The sequence below is a fragment of the Micromonospora sp. NBRC 107095 genome (genome assembly GCF_030269705.1).
In the GTDB taxonomy this organism is placed as follows: Bacteria; Actinomycetota; Actinomycetes; order Mycobacteriales; family Micromonosporaceae; genus Micromonospora; species Micromonospora parva.
Map to the genome: position 1 here is coordinate 63,298 of NZ_BSTU01000008.1, position 18,577 is coordinate 81,874.

22 protein-coding genes and 1 riboswitch are annotated in these 18,577 nt (G+C 72.3%); of the genes, 17 read left to right on the top strand and 5 right to left on the bottom strand.

The window, feature by feature from the left end; all coding sequences use genetic code 11:
- Positions 1 to 67: 67 nt before the first annotated feature.
- The 3 genes from def to QSK15_RS31325 are packed head-to-tail and all read left to right on the top strand — an operon-like array spanning position 68 to position 2,990.
- Positions 68 to 625, top strand: coding sequence for a peptide deformylase (def, locus tag QSK15_RS31315; RefSeq protein WP_285797649.1), 558 nt, complete (start codon positions 68 to 70; stop codon positions 623 to 625).
- 5 nt (positions 626 to 630) lie between these two features.
- Entirely contained in the window at positions 631 to 1,557 is a 927-nt protein-coding gene (gene fmt, locus QSK15_RS31320; RefSeq protein WP_285797650.1) for a methionyl-tRNA formyltransferase, read from the top strand.
- The gene (locus tag QSK15_RS31325) at positions 1,512 to 2,990 is read left to right on the top strand and encodes an RsmB/NOP family class I SAM-dependent RNA methyltransferase (RefSeq protein ID WP_285797700.1); all 1,479 of its coding nucleotides are present in this window, start codon (positions 1,512 to 1,514) and stop codon (positions 2,988 to 2,990) included. Before fmt ends, QSK15_RS31325 begins: the two co-directional genes overlap by 46 nt.
- A 39-nt stretch (positions 2,991 to 3,029) precedes the next feature.
- Here QSK15_RS31325 and QSK15_RS31330 read toward each other — a convergent pair whose 3' ends face one another.
- Together QSK15_RS31330 and QSK15_RS31335 are read right to left on the bottom strand one after the other, a co-directional pair.
- Entirely contained in the window at positions 3,030 to 3,920 is an 891-nt protein-coding gene (locus QSK15_RS31330) for a septum formation family protein (RefSeq protein WP_285797651.1), read from the bottom strand.
- Between the two features lie 82 nt (positions 3,921 to 4,002).
- Complete coding sequence (locus QSK15_RS31335) at positions 4,003 to 4,893, bottom strand: septum formation family protein (RefSeq protein WP_285797652.1); 891 nt, start codon at positions 4,891 to 4,893, stop codon at positions 4,003 to 4,005.
- 254 nt (positions 4,894 to 5,147) lie between these two features.
- Between QSK15_RS31335 and rpe the strand changes: the two genes are divergently transcribed.
- From rpe to ribH, 7 genes are all read left to right on the top strand, one after another.
- Complete coding sequence (gene rpe, locus QSK15_RS31340; protein WP_285797653.1) at positions 5,148 to 5,828, top strand: ribulose-phosphate 3-epimerase; 681 nt, start codon at positions 5,148 to 5,150, stop codon at positions 5,826 to 5,828.
- Position 5,829: 1 nt separating this feature from the next.
- Positions 5,830 to 6,786: a response regulator gene (locus QSK15_RS31345; protein ID WP_285797654.1), complete on the top strand. Its 957-nt coding sequence runs from the start codon at positions 5,830 to 5,832 to the stop codon at positions 6,784 to 6,786.
- A 78-nt stretch (positions 6,787 to 6,864) separates the two neighbouring features.
- A riboswitch (FMN riboswitch) is annotated at positions 6,865 to 7,035 on the top strand.
- Positions 7,036 to 7,201: 166 nt separating this feature from the next.
- Positions 7,202 to 8,263, top strand: a complete 1,062-nt coding sequence (gene ribD, locus QSK15_RS31350) for a bifunctional diaminohydroxyphosphoribosylaminopyrimidine deaminase/5-amino-6-(5-phosphoribosylamino)uracil reductase RibD (protein ID WP_285797655.1) — start codon at positions 7,202 to 7,204, stop codon at positions 8,261 to 8,263.
- Position 8,264: 1 nt separating this feature from the next.
- Positions 8,265 to 8,903: a riboflavin synthase gene (locus QSK15_RS31355; RefSeq protein WP_285797656.1), complete on the top strand. Its 639-nt coding sequence runs from the start codon at positions 8,265 to 8,267 to the stop codon at positions 8,901 to 8,903.
- Positions 8,903 to 9,586, top strand: coding sequence for a nicotinamide riboside transporter PnuC (gene pnuC / locus QSK15_RS31360; protein WP_285797657.1), 684 nt, complete (start codon positions 8,903 to 8,905; stop codon positions 9,584 to 9,586). Before QSK15_RS31355 ends, pnuC begins: the two co-directional genes overlap by 1 nt.
- Entirely contained in the window at positions 9,583 to 10,848 is a 1,266-nt protein-coding gene (locus QSK15_RS31365) for a bifunctional 3,4-dihydroxy-2-butanone-4-phosphate synthase/GTP cyclohydrolase II (protein ID WP_285797658.1), read from the top strand. The genes pnuC and QSK15_RS31365 overlap by 4 nt, the downstream gene beginning before the upstream one ends.
- 2 nt (positions 10,849 to 10,850) lie before the next feature.
- The gene (gene ribH / locus QSK15_RS31370; RefSeq protein WP_285797701.1) at positions 10,851 to 11,351 is read left to right on the top strand and encodes a 6,7-dimethyl-8-ribityllumazine synthase; all 501 of its coding nucleotides are present in this window, start codon (positions 10,851 to 10,853) and stop codon (positions 11,349 to 11,351) included.
- Positions 11,352 to 11,368: 17 nt separating this feature from the next.
- Here ribH and QSK15_RS31375 read toward each other — a convergent pair whose 3' ends face one another.
- Genes QSK15_RS31375 through QSK15_RS31385 form a run of 3 tightly spaced genes read right to left on the bottom strand, consistent with a single transcriptional unit; the run spans position 11,369 to position 13,821 of the window.
- On the bottom strand, positions 11,369 to 12,112 hold the full coding sequence (locus QSK15_RS31375) for an amino acid ABC transporter ATP-binding protein (protein ID WP_285797659.1): 744 nt from the start codon (positions 12,110 to 12,112) through the stop codon (positions 11,369 to 11,371).
- A 3-nt stretch (positions 12,113 to 12,115) separates the two neighbouring features.
- The gene (locus tag QSK15_RS31380) at positions 12,116 to 12,961 is read right to left on the bottom strand and encodes an amino acid ABC transporter permease (protein ID WP_285797660.1); all 846 of its coding nucleotides are present in this window, start codon (positions 12,959 to 12,961) and stop codon (positions 12,116 to 12,118) included.
- Complete coding sequence (locus tag QSK15_RS31385; protein WP_285797661.1) at positions 12,958 to 13,821, bottom strand: ABC transporter substrate-binding protein; 864 nt, start codon at positions 13,819 to 13,821, stop codon at positions 12,958 to 12,960. Before QSK15_RS31385 ends, QSK15_RS31380 begins: the two co-directional genes overlap by 4 nt.
- 133 nt (positions 13,822 to 13,954) lie before the next feature.
- On the opposite strand from QSK15_RS31385, the gene QSK15_RS31390 reads away from it, so the two are divergent.
- The 7 genes from QSK15_RS31390 to QSK15_RS31420 all read left to right on the top strand — a co-directional run bounded on the left by QSK15_RS31390 (position 13,955) and on the right by QSK15_RS31420 (position 18,524).
- On the top strand, positions 13,955 to 14,218 hold the full coding sequence (locus tag QSK15_RS31390) for a phosphoribosyl-ATP diphosphatase (RefSeq protein WP_030335709.1): 264 nt from the start codon (positions 13,955 to 13,957) through the stop codon (positions 14,216 to 14,218).
- Positions 14,219 to 14,266: 48 nt separating this feature from the next.
- Positions 14,267 to 15,112 (top strand): ATP phosphoribosyltransferase, encoded by an 846-nt coding sequence (gene hisG / locus QSK15_RS31395; protein WP_285797662.1) that lies wholly within the window; start codon positions 14,267 to 14,269, stop codon positions 15,110 to 15,112.
- 219 nt (positions 15,113 to 15,331) lie between these two features.
- On the top strand, positions 15,332 to 15,805 hold the full coding sequence (locus QSK15_RS31400) for a PH domain-containing protein (RefSeq protein ID WP_285797663.1): 474 nt from the start codon (positions 15,332 to 15,334) through the stop codon (positions 15,803 to 15,805).
- 550 nt (positions 15,806 to 16,355) lie between these two features.
- Positions 16,356 to 17,003, top strand: a complete 648-nt coding sequence (gene infC / locus QSK15_RS31405) for a translation initiation factor IF-3 (protein WP_030335715.1) — start codon at positions 16,356 to 16,358, stop codon at positions 17,001 to 17,003.
- A gap of 20 nt (positions 17,004 to 17,023) precedes the next feature.
- Positions 17,024 to 17,218 carry a 50S ribosomal protein L35 gene (rpmI, locus tag QSK15_RS31410; RefSeq protein ID WP_030488428.1) on the top strand — a complete coding sequence of 65 codons (195 nt, stop codon included), beginning with the start codon at positions 17,024 to 17,026 and terminating at the stop codon, positions 17,216 to 17,218.
- A gap of 32 nt (positions 17,219 to 17,250) precedes the next feature.
- Positions 17,251 to 17,643, top strand: a complete 393-nt coding sequence (rplT, locus tag QSK15_RS31415; RefSeq protein ID WP_091095519.1) for a 50S ribosomal protein L20 — start codon at positions 17,251 to 17,253, stop codon at positions 17,641 to 17,643.
- Positions 17,644 to 17,726: 83 nt separating this feature from the next.
- The gene (locus tag QSK15_RS31420) at positions 17,727 to 18,524 is read left to right on the top strand and encodes a TrmH family RNA methyltransferase (RefSeq protein WP_285797664.1); all 798 of its coding nucleotides are present in this window, start codon (positions 17,727 to 17,729) and stop codon (positions 18,522 to 18,524) included.
- Positions 18,525 to 18,577: the final 53 nt, after the last annotated feature.

Below are 18,577 nucleotides of genomic sequence, written 5' to 3' on the forward strand. Positions count from 1 at the left end.
GTCCGGCCGGGCACTCCGTAGACTGGTACGGCACCGCTCGTCCACCCCGAAGAAGGAGCCGTCCCGCGTGACCGTCCAGCCCATCCGTCTGTTTGGGGATCCGGTGCTGCGCACGCCGGCCGATCCGGTGGTCGACTTCGACGCGGAGCTGCGCCGGCTCGTCGCCGACCTCACCGACACGATGCGTGAGCAGAACGGCGCCGGCCTGGCCGCGCCGCAGCTCGGCGTGAGCCTGCGGGTGTTCACCTTCGACGTCGACGACGTCCTCGGGCACCTGATCAACCCGGTGCTGGAGTTCCCCGACGAGGAGGAACAGGACGGCCCCGAGGGCTGTCTGTCGATCCCCGGGCTGTACTTCGACACCAAGCGCCGGCAGAACGTGGTCGCCAAGGGCTTCAGCTCGTTCGGCGACCCGGTGCAGATCGTCGGCACCGGCCTGATGGCGCGCTGCGTGCAGCACGAGACCGACCACCTCGACGGGGTGCTCTTCCTGGACCGGCTGGACCCGCAGGGGCGCAAGGAAGCCATGAAGGCGATCCGCCAGGCCGAGTGGTACGACGCGGCGGCCCCGCCCACGGTCAAGCTCAGCCCGCACATCAGCGACCCCTTCGGTCTGGGGCGCTGACCCGGATGCGCGTGATCTTCGCCGGTACGCCGGCCGTCGCCGTGCCCGCCCTGGCCGCCGTCGCCGCCTCCCGGCACGAGCTGGTGGCCGTGGTCACCCGGCCCGACGCGCCCGCCGGGCGTGGCCGCGGTCTGTCCCGCTCCCCGGTCGGCGCCTGGGCCGACGAGCATGGCGTGGAGGTGCTCACCCCGGCCCGCCCCCGCGACCCGGAGTTCCTCGACCGGCTGCGCGAGTTGGCGCCGGACTGCGTGCCGGTGGTCGCCTACGGCGCGCTGGTGCCGCCGGCGGCGCTGGAGATTCCCCGGCACGGCTGGATCAACCTGCACTTCTCGCTGCTGCCCGCGTGGCGTGGCGCCGCGCCCGTGCAGCACGCCGTGCTGCACGGTGACGAGCTGACCGGGGCCAGCGTCTTCCAGCTGGAGCAGGGCCTGGACACCGGCCCGGTCTACGGCACCCTGACCGACGAGATCCGCGCCGCCGACACCTCCGGTGACCTGCTGGAGCGGCTCGCCGACTCCGGCGCCGGGCTGCTGGTGGCGGTGCTCGACGCGATCGCCGACGGCACCGCCCGCGCCGAGCCGCAGCCCGCCGACGGGGTGTCGCTGGCGCCGAAGCTGACAGTGGATGACGCGCGGGTGCGCTGGGGCGACCCGGCCTTCGCCGTGGACCGGCGGATCCGGGCCTGCACGCCCGCGCCGGGCGGCTGGACCACCTTCCGCGACGAGCGGGTGAAGCTCGGCCCGGTGGCCCCGGTGCCTGACGGCCCCGAGCTGAAGCCGGGGCAGTTGCTGGTGGAGAAGTCCCGGGTGCTGGTCGGCACGGCGACAGTGCCGGTCCGTCTCGGCGAGGTCCGCGCCGCGGGCAAGCGGGCCATGGGCGCGACCGACTGGGCGCGCGGCGTCCGGGTCGGCGCCGGAGAGGAATTCGCGTGACGGCACCGGAGGGAACCCGCCCGACGCGCTCCGGCCCGTCGACCGGCCGGGGCGGGGATCGCCGCCCGGCCCGGCCACCACTGGACCGACCGCGTCGCGCCGCGTACGAAGCGGTGGCGGCGGTGCACCGGGACGACGCGTTCGCCAACCTGGTGCTGCCGACCATCCTGCGCGAGGAGGGGCTGTTCGGTCGGGACGCGGCCTTCGCCACCGAGCTGACCTACGGCACCCTGCGCAACCTGGGCACGCTGGACGCGATCCTGACCGACGCGGCCGGCCGGGACGTGGCCCGGATCGACCCGCCGGTCCGCGACGCGCTGCGTCTCGGGGCGTACCAACTCCTGCACACCCGGGTGCCGGCGCACGCCGCGGTCTCGTCCACGGTGGACCTGGTCCGTTCGGTCGCACCGGGGGCCACCGGCTTCGCCAACGCGGTGCTGCGTGAGGTGTCCAGCCGTGACGCGGACGCCTGGGTGGCGAAGCTCGCCCCGCCGATGGAGACCGACCCGGTCGGGCATCTCGCGTTGGCGTACAGCCATCCGCAGTGGATCGTGCGGGCCTTCTCCGAGGCGCTCGGCGGCGACCTGGGGGAGACGGCCCGCCTCCTGATCGAGGACAATGAGCGCCCGCCGGTGCACCTGTGCGCCCGGCCCGGCCTGATCGACCCGGTCGAGCTGGCCGACCAGGTCGGCGGTGCGCCCGGGGCCTTCTCGCCGTACGCCGTCTATCTGCCCGGTGGCGCGCCGGGTGACATCCCGGCGGTGGCCGACGGCCGCGCCCACGTCCAGGACGAGGGCTCGCAGTTGGTGGCCGCCGCGCTGGCCGACGCTCCGTTGGACGGCCCGGACGGCCGGTGGTTGGACCTGTGCGCCGGCCCGGGCGGCAAGGCCGGGCTGCTGGGTGCCCTGGCGGCGCAGCGGGGTGCCCGGGTGACAGCGGTGGAGGTGGCCGAGCACCGCGCCCGGCTGGTCTCGCTGGCCACCCGGGACCTGCCGGTGGCCGTGCTGACCATGGACGGCCGGGATGTCGGCGGCGACCCGAAGGTGCCGGAGCAGCACTTCGACCGGGTGCTGGTGGACGCGCCGTGCACAGGGCTGGGCTCGCTGCGTCGTCGGCCGGAGTCGCGCTGGCGTCGCCAGCCGTCCGACCTGCCGCCGCTGACCCGGCTGCAACGGGAGTTGCTCGGCGCGGCGCTGCGGGCGGTCCGCCCGGGCGGCCTGGTCGCCTACGTCACCTGCTCGCCGCACACCGTCGAGACGCACGTGACGGTGACCGAGGCGGCCCGCCGCAGCGGTGTTCCGGTGGATTTCGTGGACGCCCGGCCGCTGTTGCCGGCCGGCATGCCCGGTCTCGGCGACGGGCCGACGGTGCAGCTGTGGCCACACCGCCACGGCACCGACGCGATGTTCCTCGCCGTCCTGCGCCGGGGCTGATCCGACCCACACGTCCGGCCGGTCACCCGACCGGCCGGACTAGGTGACCGGAAGGCCCTTGGTGCCGGCGTTCTTCATCGACCGGGTCAGGTTCCGGTCGGAGATCCAGAGGAAGCACTGGACGCCCCGGTTGCCGTTGCGCCACTCCTCCTCGTACGGCTGGTAGTAGATCGTCCCGGCGCGGAAGTCCAGCTGGGAGTTGTCCGGAACCTTGGCGTACTTGGCGATCATCGTCTGGCAGGCCCGGTGGGTCCGCTTGACGTCGCCGGTGAACGTGGCGTAGCTGACGTCCGGGGCCTGCCAGACGCCGACGAACTCGGCGTGGTGCTTGGCGGTGCAGGAGACCGGCACCATCTCGTCGATGTCGTCCTTGACCATCTTCGGGTTGAAGCAGCGGTACGCCAGCGGCGCCGCGCCGGACAACGCGCCCCGGAGGCTGCCGGTGCGCAGGTCGACGGCGGTGTCGTCGATGCTGGCGATCTCGGTGACGTCGCAGCGGTACCAGCGGGCCCCGCCCGACCAGGCCTGCGGGGACGGCAGCACGACGGTCAGGCCGAGCCGCCCGGAACGCCAGTCGGCGCCGACCGCCTTGTTGACCGCGGTGTCGCACCCGGCCTGCGCGGCCCGCATGCCGGCCGAGCCGGGCTTCGGGGGCGTGCCGCCGTCGGCGCCCGGGCCGGTGAGGGTGCCGACGTGCATGGTCTCCACCCGGTGCGCCTCGGTGCACGGCGTCGGGTTGTAACCGGTCAGGAAGCCGACCTGCTGGGAGCTCTGGTGGCAGACGTCGGCGGCGGGGACGAACTGTTGCGCCGCGACGGGCGCCGGCCAGTCGTCGGTGAGGTCACTGTCGACTCCGGCGGGTGCGCCGCACCCGGCCAGCGCCAGGGCCAGCGCCCCGCCCCCGGCCAACGCCGCCAACCACCGTCGCATCCCGACCTCCCGCCGCCGGTGGCCCCCGACCGGACCCAACCGGTCGGTAGCGCCACGGCGCAGCAGCATACGGCACCGATGCTCAGATCGCGGGCAGTCCCTCGGGGCCGACGCCCCGCATCGAGCGGGTGAGTTTGCGGTCGTCGCTCCACAGGAAACAGCGCACTCCACGGTCGCCCTCCTCCCACTCCCGCTGCGAGGGCGGGTAGTAGATGGACCCGGCCCGGTACGGCAGCTCGCTGTTGTTGGGCACCGCCGCGTACTCGGCGATCAACGCCATGCAGCGCTGGTGCGCCTGCTCGGCGGACCTGGTGAACTCCGCCCAGCTCATGTCCCGCTCCTGGTAGACGCCGACGAACTCGGCGCGGTGCGGCTCGGTGCAGAGCACCGGCGCCATGTAGTTCAGGTTGTCGCCGATCAGCTTCGGGTCGAAGCAGCGGTGCGTCAGGGGCGCGTCGCCGATCAACGCTCCACGCAGGCTGCCGGTGCGGTTCACCGGGCGGGTGTTGTCGATGCTGCCGGTCTCGCTGAGGTCGCAGCGGAACCAGCGGGCGCCGCCGGACCAGGCGGGCGCGGACGGCAGCGCGAGGGACAGCGCGAGTCGGGCGGTGTGCCAGTCGCCGCCGAGCACCTCGCGGGCCCGCTGGTCGCATTCGGCGCGGGCCGTGTGCAGCGCCGACGATCCGGGTTCCGGTCGGGTCTCGGTCAGCGCGTCGGGGCCGACGAAGGTGCCGACGTGGATGGTCTCGGCCAGGTGGTTGCGCGCGCAGTCCACCGTCTCGTACGTGCTGGCCTGCACGACGGTGGCGATCCGCGGTAGGCAGGTGTCGGTGGCGGGGGTGAACGGCTTGGGCACCCGTAACGTCGGCCAGTCGTCGGTGAGGTCACCGTCCGCGCCCCGGGCCGGCGTGCAGCCGGTCAGCAGCATCGTCGTGACGCCGGCCAGCACCAGCGCTGGAAGCCACCGTCGCATCGTCTGCCCTCCCGGGAGCTGGCGGCCGGTCACCGCGTCCCGCGGCGAGACCCCGGCGGGCGTGCAGCCTACGGCACCGTCCCGCTTGGAGTGTCGTCGCGTTTCCGTCGTTCGGCCAGCCGCCGATGTCTGTTCGTCCGGATTCAGGAATCCGGAGCGTCCCATTCTGCACCACTGGTCACTGCCGGGTCACAGTGCGTCGGAGTTGGTGCCGCGATGCCGGTGGCGGGCGGCCACGTTCGTACACTGGCCCGGTGACCGTACCGCCGCCGATCGTCGCGCCGAGCATCCTGGCCGCCGATTTCGCCCGCCTCGCCGAAGAGGTCCGTGCCGTCGAGGACGCCGCGGACTGGTTGCACGTCGACGTGATGGACAACCACTTCGTGCCGAACCTGACCATTGGGCTGCCCGTGGTGCAGAGCCTGCGGGCTGTCACGGCGATGCCGTTCGACGTGCACCTGATGATCGAGGACCCGCGCCGGTGGGCGCCCGGGTACGCCGACGCCGGGGCGTACAACGTCACCTTCCACGCGGAGGCGTCCGACGACCCGGTGGCGCTGGCCAAGGACCTGCGCTCGGCCGGTGCGAAGGCGGGCCTGGCCATCGACCGGGACACCCCGATCGAGCCCTATCTGGACCTGCTGCCCAGCTTCGACACCCTGCTGATCATGACGATCAAGGCGGGGTTCGGTGGGCAGCGGTTCATTCCGCAGCTGCTGGACAAGGTGCGGACGGCCCGGCGACACGTGTCGGCCGGGCACCTGGAACTGCGCATCGAGGTGGACGGCGGGATCGCCGCCGACACCATCGAGCAGGCGGCCGCGGCGGGCGCCGACGCGTTCGTGGCCGGCACCGCCGTGTACGGGGCCGCCGACCCGGCAGAGGCGGTACGGCACCTGCGGGCACTGGCGGAACGCGCGGCTCCCGGGGCCTGAGGTGGAGCCCGAGGCCGACCGCAAGGACGTCATCCTCGTCGTGGACGACGACGAGGACATCGCACGTTTCGTCGACTTCAACCTGCGGCTGCACGGCTTCGAGGTGATCCACGCCAGCGACGGCCAGGAGGCTCTGGAGGTCATCGAGCGCCAGCGGCCGGATCTGGCGGTGGTCGACCTCATGATGCCCCGGATCGACGGGCTGGAGCTGACCCGGCGGCTGCGCGCCGACCCGATGACCTCCGCCCTTCCGGTGATCATGCTGACGGCCAAGGGAATGACCGTCGACAAGGTGCACGGGCTCAGCGCCGGCGCGGACGACTACCTGGTCAAGCCGTTCGACACCGCCGAACTGGTGGCCCGGGTGTCGTCCACGTTGCGCCGTAACAAGGAGTTCCGGGAGGTCTCCCCGCTGACCGGGCTGCCCGGCAACAGCCGGATCCGTCGGGAGATCAGCGACCGGGTCCGACAGGGCGTGGACTACGCGGTCGGCTACGTCGACATCGACCGGTTCAAGAGCGTCAACGACCGGTACGGCTTCGTCCGTGGCGACGACTTCATCTCCGCGCTGGCCCGCAGCCTGCACCGGGCGGTGGTGGGCGTCGGGCTGCCACCGGCCTTCCTCGGTCACGTCGGCGGTGACGACTTCGTCATCGTCTGCGCCCCGGACCAGGTGCGCCCGCTCACCTCCCAGGCGGTGGTCGACTTCGAGAACGCCGCCGACACGCTCTACGACCCGACCGACCGGGAGCGCGGCTTCGTCGAGTTGAAGGACCGGCGGGGCAACATCCGGCGCGCCGCCCTGGTCACCCTCTCCATCGGGGTCTCCCTCTCCGACGCCGGCAAGCGGTTCTCCGACCCCCTCGAGGCGATCGCGATGGCCTCGGAGATGAAGACGGTCGCCAAGAGTCAACCGGGCTCGTACGTGGCGGTGGACCGGCGTCGCGGCGTCACCTGAGCGTGATACCGCTGTGAAGTAGCTCGCCTAGGTGGCGGCGGAGCCGGATCGGCGTGTAAGACTTCCCGTGTACCCACCACGCGCTGGCGGGACTCGGTGAAATTCCGAACCGGCGGTGATCCACGGTCCAACCGTGGTCAGCCCGCGACCCGGACGGCTCTGCCGCCCGGTGGACCTGGTGAAAATCCGGGGCCGACGGTTGGGGGCGGTTCGTCCGCGCCCAGACAGTCCGGATGGGAGACAGCGCGCGGGACGGACGGGTCCGAGCCGACCGCTGGCGTCAGCGTGCCGTGCCGACCCCCGGGGGCGGCTGTGCCGTTCCCGGATTCCGCCACCGCCTGCCCGTGGCCCCATGGCCACCGCCTCCCTGACCGCCCGCGCGCGGACCGGCGAGTGAGAGGGCAGGGGCAGGGCGATGGCCAGCGTCTCCGTTGACGAGGCGATGCGGCGTGCGATCGAGTTGGCGGCGCGCGGGCTCGGCACCACCAGCCCCAACCCGGTGGTCGGCTGCGTGCTGCTCGACTCCGACGGCGAGGTCGTGGGCGAGGGCTTCCACGCGTACGCCGGTGGCCCGCACGCCGAGATCGTCGCCCTGGCGCAGGCCGGCCGGCGGGCCAAGGGTGGCACCGCTGTCGTCACTCTGGAACCCTGCGACCACACCGGCCGCACCGGCCCCTGCAGTTCCGCGCTCGTCCAGGCCGGGGTGGGTCGGGTGGTCATCGCCGTGCCCGACCCCAACCCGGTCGCGTCCGGGGGCGCCGCCACCTTGCGCGCCGCCGGGGTGCGGGTCGATCTGGGGGTACGCGGCGAGGAGGCCGAGGCCGGCAACATCGCGTGGCTGACCTCGATGCGCCGGGGCTGGCCGTACGTGATCTGGAAGTACGCCGCCACGCTCGACGGGCGGTCCGCCGCGGCGGACGGCACCAGCATGTGGATCACGTCGGAGGCGGCCCGGATCGACGTGCACGCGCTGCGCGGCACTGTCGACGCGGTCATCGCCGGGGTGGGCACCGTGCTCGCCGACGACCCCCGGTTGACCGCCCGCAACCTGCGCGACGGCAGCCTGGCCATCCGGCAGCCGCTGCGGGTGGTGGTGGACAGCTCGGGGCGTACCCCGGCTGACGCCCGGGTCCGCGACGGCGCGGCACGGACGTGGATCGCGACCGCCGACGAGGTCGGCGCCGACGCGGACGGCCGGGTCGACCTGCCGGCGCTGCTCGCGGCGCTGCACCAGCGCGGGGTCCGCGCGGTGCTGCTGGAGGGCGGCCCCCGGCTGGCCGGGGCGTTCCTGGCCGCCGGCCTGGTCGACAAGATCGTCGGGTACGTCGCGCCGCGGTTGCTCGGCGCCGGCCCGACCGCTCTGGTGGACGCGGGAGTGACCACCATCGCTGAGGCCATCGATCTGGAGTTCGTCGACGTTACGCAGATCGGTCCGGATCTCCGGATCACCGCTTTGCCCCGCAAAAGGGAGGGCTGAGATGTTCACCGGCATTATCGAGGAAATGGGCGAGATCGTCCAGGTGGCGCCCACGGCTGGCGATTCGGCGCTGCTCGGCGTCCGCGGCCCACTGGTCACCTCCGACGCCCGGCACGGCGACTCGATCGCCGTCAACGGTGTCTGCCTGACCGTCGTGGAGGTGGCCGACGGGGTCTTCACCGCCGACGTGATGGGGGAGACGCTGCGCCGCTCCGCGCTGGGCGCGCTGCGCCCCGGCGACCCGGTCAACCTGGAGCGGGCCGCCGCGCTCGGCAGCCGGCTCGGCGGGCACCTGGTGCAGGGCCACGTCGACGGCGTCGGTGAACTGATCTCCCGGGAACCGGCCGAGCAGTGGGAGACGGTCCGCTTCCGGCTGCCCGCCGGCCTGTCCCGGTACGTGGTGGAGAAGGGCTCGATCACCATCGACGGCGTCTCGTTGACGGTGGCCGCCGTCGGTGCGGACGAGTTCGCCGTCGGGCTGATCCCGACCACGCTGAAGCTGACCACGCTCGGCGCCAAGGGCGTCGGAGACCCGGTCAACCTGGAGGTCGACGTGCTGGCCAAGTACGTCGAACGGCTGCTCGGCGACCGGCTCACCGACGCTCGCCAGGCGGACTCGAACTCGGGCGGGGTGGCCTGATGGGCCCGCTCAGCTGGCTACTGGACGCCCAGGTGCACGTCGCCGGCTCGCCGGTGCTGGCCCGGGAGATCGTCGGCAACGCGTTCGGGCTGATCTCGGCGCTGCTCGGGCTGCGCCGGCTGGTCTGGGCGTGGCCGGTCGGCATGATCGGTAACGCGTTGCTGCTCACCGTCTTCCTCGGCGGGGTGTTCACCACCCCGCAGGCGCACGACCTGTACGGGCAGGCCGGCCGACAGGTGTTCTTCTTCGCGGTCAGCGTCTACGGCTGGTGGCGCTGGCAGCGCAACCGCCGCGGCGACGCCGGGCAGGCGGCGGTCGTCCCGCGCTGGGCCACCGGACGGGAGCGACTACTGCTGCTGGTGGCCGCCGTGCTCGGCACCGCCGCGGCGTACCCGCTGCTCAAGGCCCTGGGCTCGTGGGGTCCGCTGCCCGACGCCTGGATCCTCACCGGCAGCCTGCTGGCCACCTACGGCATGGCCCGCGGGTGGGTGGAGTTCTGGCTGCTCTGGATCGCGGTGGACGCGGTCGGCGTGCCGCTGCTGCTGCGCGGCGGGTTCTACCCGTCGGCAGTCATGTACCTGATCTACGGCGCCCTCTGCGTCTGGGGCTTCGCCGCCTGGTGGCGCACCTCGCGTGCCACGGCCACCGTCCGTCAGCCCATCTACCGGGAGGCCGTCGCATGACCAGCTTTGGGGACATCGAGCAGGCGATCGCGGACATCGCGGCCGGCCGGCCGGTCGTGGTGGTCGACGACGCGGACCGGGAGAACGAGGGCGACCTGATCTTCGCGGCCGAGTTGGCCACGCCGGAGCTCATGGCGTTCATGGTGCGCTACACCTCCGGGTACGTCTGCGTGGCGCTGACCGAGAGCGAAGCCGACCGGCTCGACCTGCCGCCGATGCACCACACCAACCAGGACCGGCGCGGCACCGCGTACACGGTGACGGTGGACGCCCGCGAAGGGGTCAGCACCGGCATCTCCGCGGCCGACCGCGCGCACACCAGCCGGCTGCTCGCCGCCGCGACGACCGACCCGACCGACCTGGCCCGCCCCGGGCACGTGGTGCCGCTGCGCGCCCGCGAGGGCGGGGTGCTGCGCCGGCCGGGGCACACCGAGGCGGGCATCGACCTGACCCGGCTGGCCGGGCTGCGGCCGGCCGGCGTGCTCTGCGAGCTGGTCAACGACGACGGCACCATGATGCGCCTGCCGGACCTGGAGAAGTTCTCCGCCGAGCACGGCCTCACGTTGGTCACCATCGCCGACCTGATCGCCTACCGGCGGCGTACCGAGAAGCAGGTCGAACAGGTCGCCGACGCCCGGATGCCGACCCGGCACGGGGTGTTCCGGGCGCTCGGCTACCGCGCCGAGCACGACCCGGCCGAACACGTCGCGATGGTGCTGGGTGACCTCGGTGACGGCCAGGACGTGCTGGTCCGGGTGCACTCCGAGTGCCTGACCGGGGACGTGTTCGGCTCGCTGCGCTGCGACTGCGGGCCGCAGTTGGACGCCGCGCTGGCCCGGGTCGGGCAGGAAGGCCGGGGCGTGGTGCTCTACGTCCGTGGGCACGAGGGGCGCGGCATCGGGCTGCTGCACAAGCTGCAGGCGTACCAGTTGCAGGACCTGGGCCGCGACACCGTCGACGCCAACCTCGACCTGGGCCTGCCGGCCGACGCCCGCGACTACGGCACCGGCGCGCAGATCCTCTACGACCTGGGCGTGCGGTCGATGCGGTTGCTGACCAACAATCCGGCCAAGCGGGCCGGGCTGGAGGGGTACGGGTTGACCATCACCGGCCGGGAGAGCCTGCCGGTCGGCGCGCACCCGGAGAACATGCGCTACCTGCGCACCAAGCGGGACCGGATGGGTCACCTGCTGGACGAGTTGGACGAGGAGTCCGAGGCGCCGCTGGGGCGTCCGGTCGCCAACGACGAGATCGGAGCATGACGATGGCGGGTTTCGGTGAGCCGGGGGTCGAGGCGGTCGACGCCGCGGGGCTGACGGTCGGGGTCGTCGCCGCCCGCTGGCACGGTGAGCTGACCGACCACATGCTGGAGCGGGCGGTGGCCGCCGCCGAGGCGTGCGGCGCTCGTTCCGTGGTCGCCCGGGTCGCCGGCTCGGTCGAGCTGCCGGTGGTGGCGCAGGCCCTGGCCCGCCGCTGCGACGTGGTGGTCGCCCTCGGCGTGGTGGTCCGTGGCGCCACCGCCCACTTCGACTACGTCTGCCGCTCGGTCACCGACGGATTGACCCGGGTGGCGTTGGACGAGGGCAAGCCGGTGGCGCACGGGGTGTTGACGGTGGAGACCATCGAGCAGGCCCGCGACCGGGCCGGTCTGCCCGGTTCGGCGGAGGACAAGGGCTGGGCCGCCACGGTCGCGGCCCTCGACGCGGCGTTGGCCGTGCGGACCGTGGCGACGGGCAACGCCCAACGGGTCGGCTTCGGCGGCTGAGGCACCGCCTTCCGCCCTCAGAGCCGACCCGCCTCGATGATCCGGCGCAGGAACTGCCGGGTCCGGGGCTGGGTCGGCTCACCGAGCACCTGCTCCGGCGGGCCGCTCTCGACGACCCGCCCGGCGTCGAGAAAGCACACCTCGTCGGCGACCTCCCGGGCGAAGCCCATCTCGTGGGTGGCCAACACCATCGTCATCCCGTCGGCCTTCAGGTCGCGGACCATCGCCAGCACCTCGCCGACCAGCTCCGGGTCCAGCGCGGACGTGATCTCGTCCAGCAGCATCAGGCGGGGTGAGTTCGCCAGCGCCCGGACGATCGCCACCCTCTGCTGCTGCCCGCCGGAGAGCCGGTCCGGGTAGGCGTCCGCCTTCGCGCCGAGCCCCACCCGGTCGAGCAACTCCCGGGCCTGCGCCTCGGCCTCCGCGCGGCCCCGACGGTGTACGCGCCGCGGCGCGAGGGTGATGTTGTCCAACACGCTCAGGTGCGGAAAGAGGTTGTACGCCTGGAACACCATGCCGATGCGCCGACGGACCTGGTCCGGGTCCACCCGGGGATCGGAGATGTCCTCCCCGTCCAACTCGATGGTGCCGTCGTCGAGTTCCTCCAGCAGGTTGACGCAGCGCAGCAGTGTCGACTTGCCGGACCCGGACGCGCCGATCACCGCCACCACCTGGTGCTCGGTGACGGTCAGGTCGAGCTGGTCGAGCACGGTGTGCCCGCCGAACTCCTTGCGCAGGCCCCGACAGCGCAGCAGTGCCACGGCTCAGCCCCCCGACTGTCGGCGGGCCGCGCGCAGCGTCACCCAGTCGGTGACCGCGATCAGCGGGATCGCGAGCAGCACGAAGAGCACCCCCGCCACGATGTACGGCGTGTAGTTGAAGGTCTGTGCGGTGGCGATCTGCGCGGCGCGGACCGCGTCGATCGGCCCGGCGAGCGACACCAGCCCCACGTCCTTCTGCAACGCCACCACGTCGTTGAGCAGCGGTGGCGCCACCCGGCGGACGGCCTGCGGCAGGACCACGTGGCGCATCGTCTGCCGGTGGGTCAGCCCCAACGAGCGGGCCGCCGCGAGCTGGCTGTGATGCACCGACTCGATGCCGGCGCGGAACACCTCGGCGAGGTAGCCGCCGTAGGTGAGGACCAACGCGATCCCGCCCAGCACCAGCACCGGCGGCATGCCCTGCAACCGCAGCCCCGGCACGCCGAGGGTGAGCAGGTAGAGCACGATGATCAGCGGCAGGCCCCGGAAGGTGTAGGTGTAGCCGGCGGCCAGCGCGCGGACCGGGAAGAAGACCGGCCCGCGCAGCGTCCGCAGCACGGCGATCACCAGCCCGAGCAGCAGCGCGCCGAGCGCGCAGCACACCAGCAGCCGGACGTTGAGCCAGAGCCCGCTCAGCACCGTCGGCAGCGCGTCGCGGGCGATCTCCGGATCCAGGAACGAGCGCCGGACCCGGTCCCAGCCCGGCGCCCCGGTCACCGCGATCACCAGCAGCGTGCCGAGCGCCGCCGTCGAGCAGGCCGCGACGAGCACGCTGTAGACGGTCTGCCGACGCCGGTACGCCGAGCGCCGCAGCTGCGCCTCGGACGGCACATGATCCAGAAGTGTCACCGCAGCTCGGCCGCCCCCGCCACCTGAGCGAGCCACTTCTGCTCCAACTGCTTCAGCGTGCCCGCCGCGCTGAGCTGACCGACCGCGTCGCTCACACACGGCGTCAGTGGGGAGTTCTTGTCCAGCAGCAATCCGAACGCCTCGGGCGTACCGACCTGCGGCACCTGCCCGACGATCGTCGCGTCGGTGATCTCCGCGCCGGTGATGTAGAAGGCGGTCGGCAGATCCACCACCAGACCGTCCAGCTGCCCGTTCTGCAGGGCCTTCTTGGCGTCGTCGTTGCTGTTGTAGACCTGCGGCTTCGCGGTCGGCTTGATCACGTCGGTGATCGCCTGGTAGCTGGTGGTGCCGACCTGCGCGCCGAGCCGGGCGTCGCGGAGCTCGGCCAGCGACGTCCTGCCGGCGATCTTCGAGGACTTCAACGCGATGACGGTCTGCCGCACCAGGTAGTACGGCGCGGAGAAGTCGACCGCCTGCTTGCGTTCCTCGGTGATGGAGAACTGGTTGATGTCGAAGTCGAAGTCCTTCGGGCCGGGCGCGATCGCGCTGTCGAACTTGATCCGCGTCCAGGTGACGTCGGCGCGGGCGTACCCGAGCTGCTCGGCGACCGCATACGCGACGGCGGATTCGAAGCCCTCGCCGTTGTCCGGCTTGTCGTCGGAGAACCACGGCTCGTACGCGGGCTGGTCGGTGGCGATGGTCAGCTTGCCCGGCGTACGGGTGGGCAGGCTGTCCTTGGCGCAGGACGCCGTGGCGGTGACAGTGGGGGTGGGTTCCTCGTCCTGTGGCGCGCATCCGGCGGTGGCTACCACGACGGCGCCGGCGAGGGGGAGCGCGAGAAGACGTGATCTGCTGGCCATGGCCGACAGCGTAGGGCTCCATGAGCATCGATCGACAATTGTCCCACCATGTTGGTAGGGAATTGTCCGTTTGCTGGATTCGGGCGGACCCGGACGCGGGGCCCTGCCCGGGTGGCTGGAAGAATCGCTTCCCGTGAAGACGTTCGAGGAGTTGTTCGCCGAGCTGCAGGCCAAGGCCGCCGCCGGCACCCCGGGCTCGGGCACCGTCGCCGCGCTGGACAAGGGCGTGCACTTCATCGGCAAGAAGGTCGTCGAGGAGGCGGCCGAGTCGTGGATGGCCGCCGAGCACGAGGGTCCGGAGCGCACCGCCGAGGAGATCTCCCAGCTGCTCTACCAGGTCCAGGTGCTGATGCTCGCCAGTGGTCTCGAGCTCAAGGACGTCTACCGACATCTGTGAGTGCCCCCACCCCGTTGATCGCCATCCGGATCGAAGGAGCACTCCGTCATGCTGCGTGTCGCCATTCCCAACAAGGGCACCCTGGCCGAACCGGCCGCCCAGATGCTGCGCGAGGCGGGCTACCGCCAGCGCACCGACCCGAAGGACCTGGTCTGCCGGGACGAGGCCAACGACGTCGAATTCTTCTACCTGCGCCCGAAGGACATCGCCACCTACGTCGGCTCCGGTGACCTCGACCTCGGGATCACCGGCCGGGACCTGCTGATCGACTCGGCCGCGCCGGCCGAGGAGGTCGTCGACCTGGCCTTCGGCCGGGCCACCTTCCGGTTTGCCGCCCGCCCCGACGACATCGCCTCCGTCCAGGAGTTGGGCGGTCACCGGATCGCCACCGCGTACCCGGGGCTGGTCGAGCGGCACCTCGGCGAGGTGGGGGTCAAGGCCGACGTGATCCGTCTCGACGGCGCGGTGGAGAACGCCGTACGCCTCGGCGTCGCCGACGTGATCGCGGACGTGGTGGAGACCGGCGCGACCCTGCGCCAGGCGGGCCTGGTGGTCTTCGGTGAGCCGCTGCTGCGCTCGTCGGCGGTGCTGGTCCGGCGGACCGGCGCGCCCGCACACGCGCAGGCCGAGCAGTTGCTGCGCCGCCTGCACGGGGTGCTGGTGGCCCGCCGTTACGTGATGCTCGCCTACGACGTGCCGGCCGGTCTGCTGGACCGGGCCAGCGGGCTCACCCCGGGCATCGAGTCGCCCACCGTGTCGCCGCTGCACCGGGAGGGCTGGGTGGCGGTGCAGGCGATGGTGCTCCGCGACGACGTGCACCGCATCATGGACGAGCTGTACGAGTTGGGTGCCCGTGCCATCCTCGTCACCAACATCCACGCCTGTCGCCTCTGACCGTCCGCGTCCCAGCCGGCCCTGCCGCGCCGATCGTGCACTTTCGGTGCAGAGATAAGGGGCATCACCGCAAGTCGGCAACCGAAATGCAAGATCGGGTGCAATGCTCTCGCTCGACAGCCGCGCAGGGGTCGGGCGGGAGCAGGGCCGGGGTGGGGTGGGGTGAGTGCTCGGCGGGTGGTGCGCTTGGTGGGCGGGCGCGGATGGCAGACTGGTGGGGTGAGTGAAACCGAGCTGGTCCGCTTGAAGCCCCGCCGCATCCGCGCGGTCTGCTGGTCGGCGGCGGTCGCCCTGGTAGTGGTGTTCGCTCTGGTCGCGACGTCGCTGAGTGGCCCGACCGGTGATGGTTACGGCAGCTTCCAACGCGGCGACCAGATCGCCATGATCGGCCTGGGCATCTTCGGAGCGCTGGGCTGCCTGCTGTTCACCCGTCCCCGGGTGGAGGCGGACGCGCGGGGGATCCGGGTGCGCAACATCGTCAGCTCCTACCAGCTGCCCTGGGAGGTCGTCCGGGGCGTGCGCTTCGACCGGGGCGCGCCGTGGGCCAGCCTGGAACTGCACGACGACGACCTGCTGCCGATGGTCGCCCTCCAGGCCGCTGACAAGGAGTCGGCAGTCGACGGGGTCCGCGCGCTGCGCCGCCTGCACGAGGCCCACCAGGCCCGCCTCGCCGAACGCGCCGTCGGCCGCTGACCCCAGCGACACCGCCCACGCCGGTCCGCGGCCGAACCGCCGACCTCGCGTCGCCGCCCAGCGGCCAGGCATGCCGCGCACCCCTCGCCAAGATCTGGACAACTTCCCTGAAACTGCTGCCTCACGGCGCCGGGAGGCAGCAGTTTCAGGGAACGTGCGCGGATCTTGAAGCGACGCCAGGCGCGTGAGGGCCGCGCAGGGGTGGCACGGCGTCCCGGACGCTGCCCCGGGTGTCCCGGTTTGGGGGTGACCGGGGCGCCGGTGTAGTGTTGTCGAGTCGACCAGGCTGTCTCCGCGTGCGAGCAGGCAGCCTTGAAAGCGGAGCGCCTGCTCCCACCTGAGTCACCGCTACGGTGGCCGGGTCCGGTCACCGGTTCCGGGCATGTCCCGGCGCTGGATGCGCGATCCTTGTGATCGTGCCGACCGGTCGAGCGGGCCCTGGCATACGCCGGGGCCTTCTGCTTTCCAGGATGACCCCCACCCGGGGGCCGCAGGGGTCGGCAACTGAGCAGAAACGACTCGAGGAGGCCCCATCAGCGTCGAACCACGCGTGAACGAGCAGATCCGGGCACGTGAGGTCCGACTGGTCGGCCCAGAGGGTGAGCAGGTGGGCATCGTCCCGCTGGAGCGCGCTCTTCAGCTGGCCGCGGACGTCGATCTGGACCTGGTCGAGGTTGCGCCGATGGCGCGCCCGCCGGTGTGCAAGCTCATGGACTTCGGCAAGTTCAAGTACGAGAGCGCACTCAAGGCGCGCGAAGCGCGGCGTAACCAGCAGCAGACCGTCATCAAGGAAATGAAGCTTCGGCCGAAGATCGACCCGCACGACTACGAGACCAAGAAGGGTCACGTGGTGCGGTTCCTCAAGGCGGGCGACAAGGTCAAGGTGACGATCATGTTCCGCGGTCGCGAGCAGAGCCGCCCGGAGCTGGGTTACCGGCTCCTGCGTCGGCTCGAGTCCGAGATCACGGACCTGGGATACGTCGAGGCCGCTCCCAAGCAGGACGGCCGAAACATGATCATGGTTCTCGCTCCGCACCGGGCCGTGAAGGCTTCCGCGGTCGCCGCCACGGCGTCGCGCGGTGGCCCTCGGGACCGGGCAGGGGACGAGTCCGCCGCTCCGGCAGCCGATGAGACCGCGGCGGTCGGCGAGACCGCAGCAGCCGGCGACACCGGCACCGCCGCCACCAGCGGCGAGTAACAGGGGAGAAGACGTTCCACATGCCGAAGATGAAGAGCCACACGGGTATGGGTAAGCGGGTCCGGGTGACCGGCAAGGGCAAGATCGTTGCCCAGCAGGCCGGCCTGCGCCACAACCTGGAGAAGAAGCCCTCCACCCAGACCCGCCGGCTGACCGGCACGGTCGTGCTGGCCAAGGCCGACGTCAAGCGCATCAAGAAGCTGCTCGGCCGCTGACGCGCGCCACCTTTACGTAAGAAGGAGTTGAGATGGCACGCGTCAAGCGGGCTGTAAACGCCCAGAAGAAGCGTCGTACCCTGCTGGAGACCGCGAGCGGTTACCGCGGTCAGCGCTCCCGCCTGTACCGCAAGGCCAAGGAGCAGGTGCTGCACTCGATGCAGTACGCCTACCGGGACCGTCGCGACCGCAAGGGCGACTTCCGGCAGCTGTGGATCCAGCGGATCAACGCGGGCGCCCGGGCCAACGGGATGACCTACAACCGTCTGATCCAGGGCCTGCGTCTGGCCGGCATCGAGGTCGACCGCAAGATCCTGGCCGACATGGCCGTCAACGACGCCGCCGCCTTCGCGGCGATCGTCGAGCTGGCCCGGGCCGCGGTCACGGCCGAGGGCACCGGCGGCGCGGCGGCCCAGGCCGCCTGATCCCCACGCACCAGAGCGAGGCGTCTCCCGCGTCGGCACCGCCGTCCGGGGGGCGCCTCAATCGTGCCGGAGGAGCAAACCCCATGGCCTTCACCCCGCGTACCCCCAGGGTTGTCGCCGCCCGCCGCCTGCAACGCCGCCGGGACCGCGACGCCACCGGCCGTTTCCTGGCCGAGGGCCCGCAGGCGGTCCGCGAGGCCCTCGCGCGGCCGGGGGTGGTCACCGAACTGTTCGGTACGACCACCGCGCTCGACCGCCACCCGGAGTTGGCCGCCGCGGCGGCCCACGCCGACGTGCCGGTCTCCGAGGTGACCGACGACGCCCTCGCCGCGCTGGCCGAGACCGTCGCCCCACAGGGGCTGGTCGCCGTCTGCCGGCACCTCGACGTGCCGTTGGAGCAGGCCCTCGCCGGTGCGCCCCGGCTGGTGGCGGTGCTCGCCGAGATCCGCGACCCGGGCAACGCCGGCACGGTGCTGCGCACCGCCGACGCGGCCGGTGCGGGTGCGGTGGTCTTCGCCGGGGACGCCGTCGACCCGTACAACGGCAAGTGCGTGCGGGCCTCGGCCGGCAGCCTCTTCCACGTCGACGTGGTGCGCGCCCCCGACCCGGTCACGGTGGTCGACGCGCTGCGGGCCGCCGGGCTGTCGATCTTCGCCACCACGGGGTACGGCGACAGCGACCTGGACGACCTGACCGACTACGGACGGCTCGTCGGGCCCACCGCCTGGCTGTTCGGCTCCGAGGCGCACGGCCTGCCCGAGGAGCTGACCGCCGCCGCCGACGCGCGCGTCCGGGTGCCGCTGTACGGGCGCGCGGAGAGCCTGAACCTGGCTGCGGCCGCCGCGGTCTGCCTGTACGCTTCAGCGAGAGCACAGCGCTGACGGTGTCCACACCCGGCGCGACTGACAGCAGGGGAGATGCTCCGTCGATGAAC

Coding starts and splice junctions, on each gene's coding strand:
- fmt (WP_285797650.1), top strand. CDS start 631: ATGCGCGTGATCTTCGCCGGTACGCCGGCCGTCGCCGTGCCCGCCCTG.
- QSK15_RS31330 (WP_285797651.1), bottom strand. CDS start 3,920: ATGCGACGGTGGTTGGCGGCGTTGGCCGGGGGCGGGGCGCTGGCCCTG.
- QSK15_RS31335 (WP_285797652.1), bottom strand. CDS start 4,893: ATGCGACGGTGGCTTCCAGCGCTGGTGCTGGCCGGCGTCACGACGATG.
- ribD (WP_285797655.1), top strand. CDS start 7,202: ATGGCCAGCGTCTCCGTTGACGAGGCGATGCGGCGTGCGATCGAGTTG.
- QSK15_RS31355 (WP_285797656.1), top strand. CDS start 8,265: ATGTTCACCGGCATTATCGAGGAAATGGGCGAGATCGTCCAGGTGGCG.
- pnuC (WP_285797657.1), top strand. CDS start 8,903: ATGGGCCCGCTCAGCTGGCTACTGGACGCCCAGGTGCACGTCGCCGGC.
- QSK15_RS31365 (WP_285797658.1), top strand. CDS start 9,583: ATGACCAGCTTTGGGGACATCGAGCAGGCGATCGCGGACATCGCGGCC.
- ribH (WP_285797701.1), top strand. CDS start 10,851: ATGGCGGGTTTCGGTGAGCCGGGGGTCGAGGCGGTCGACGCCGCGGGG.
- QSK15_RS31385 (WP_285797661.1), bottom strand. CDS start 13,821: ATGGCCAGCAGATCACGTCTTCTCGCGCTCCCCCTCGCCGGCGCCGTC.
- hisG (WP_285797662.1), top strand. CDS start 14,267: ATGCTGCGTGTCGCCATTCCCAACAAGGGCACCCTGGCCGAACCGGCC.
- rpmI (WP_030488428.1), top strand. CDS start 17,024: ATGCCGAAGATGAAGAGCCACACGGGTATGGGTAAGCGGGTCCGGGTG.
- rplT (WP_091095519.1), top strand. CDS start 17,251: ATGGCACGCGTCAAGCGGGCTGTAAACGCCCAGAAGAAGCGTCGTACC.
- QSK15_RS31420 (WP_285797664.1), top strand. CDS start 17,727: ATGGCCTTCACCCCGCGTACCCCCAGGGTTGTCGCCGCCCGCCGCCTG.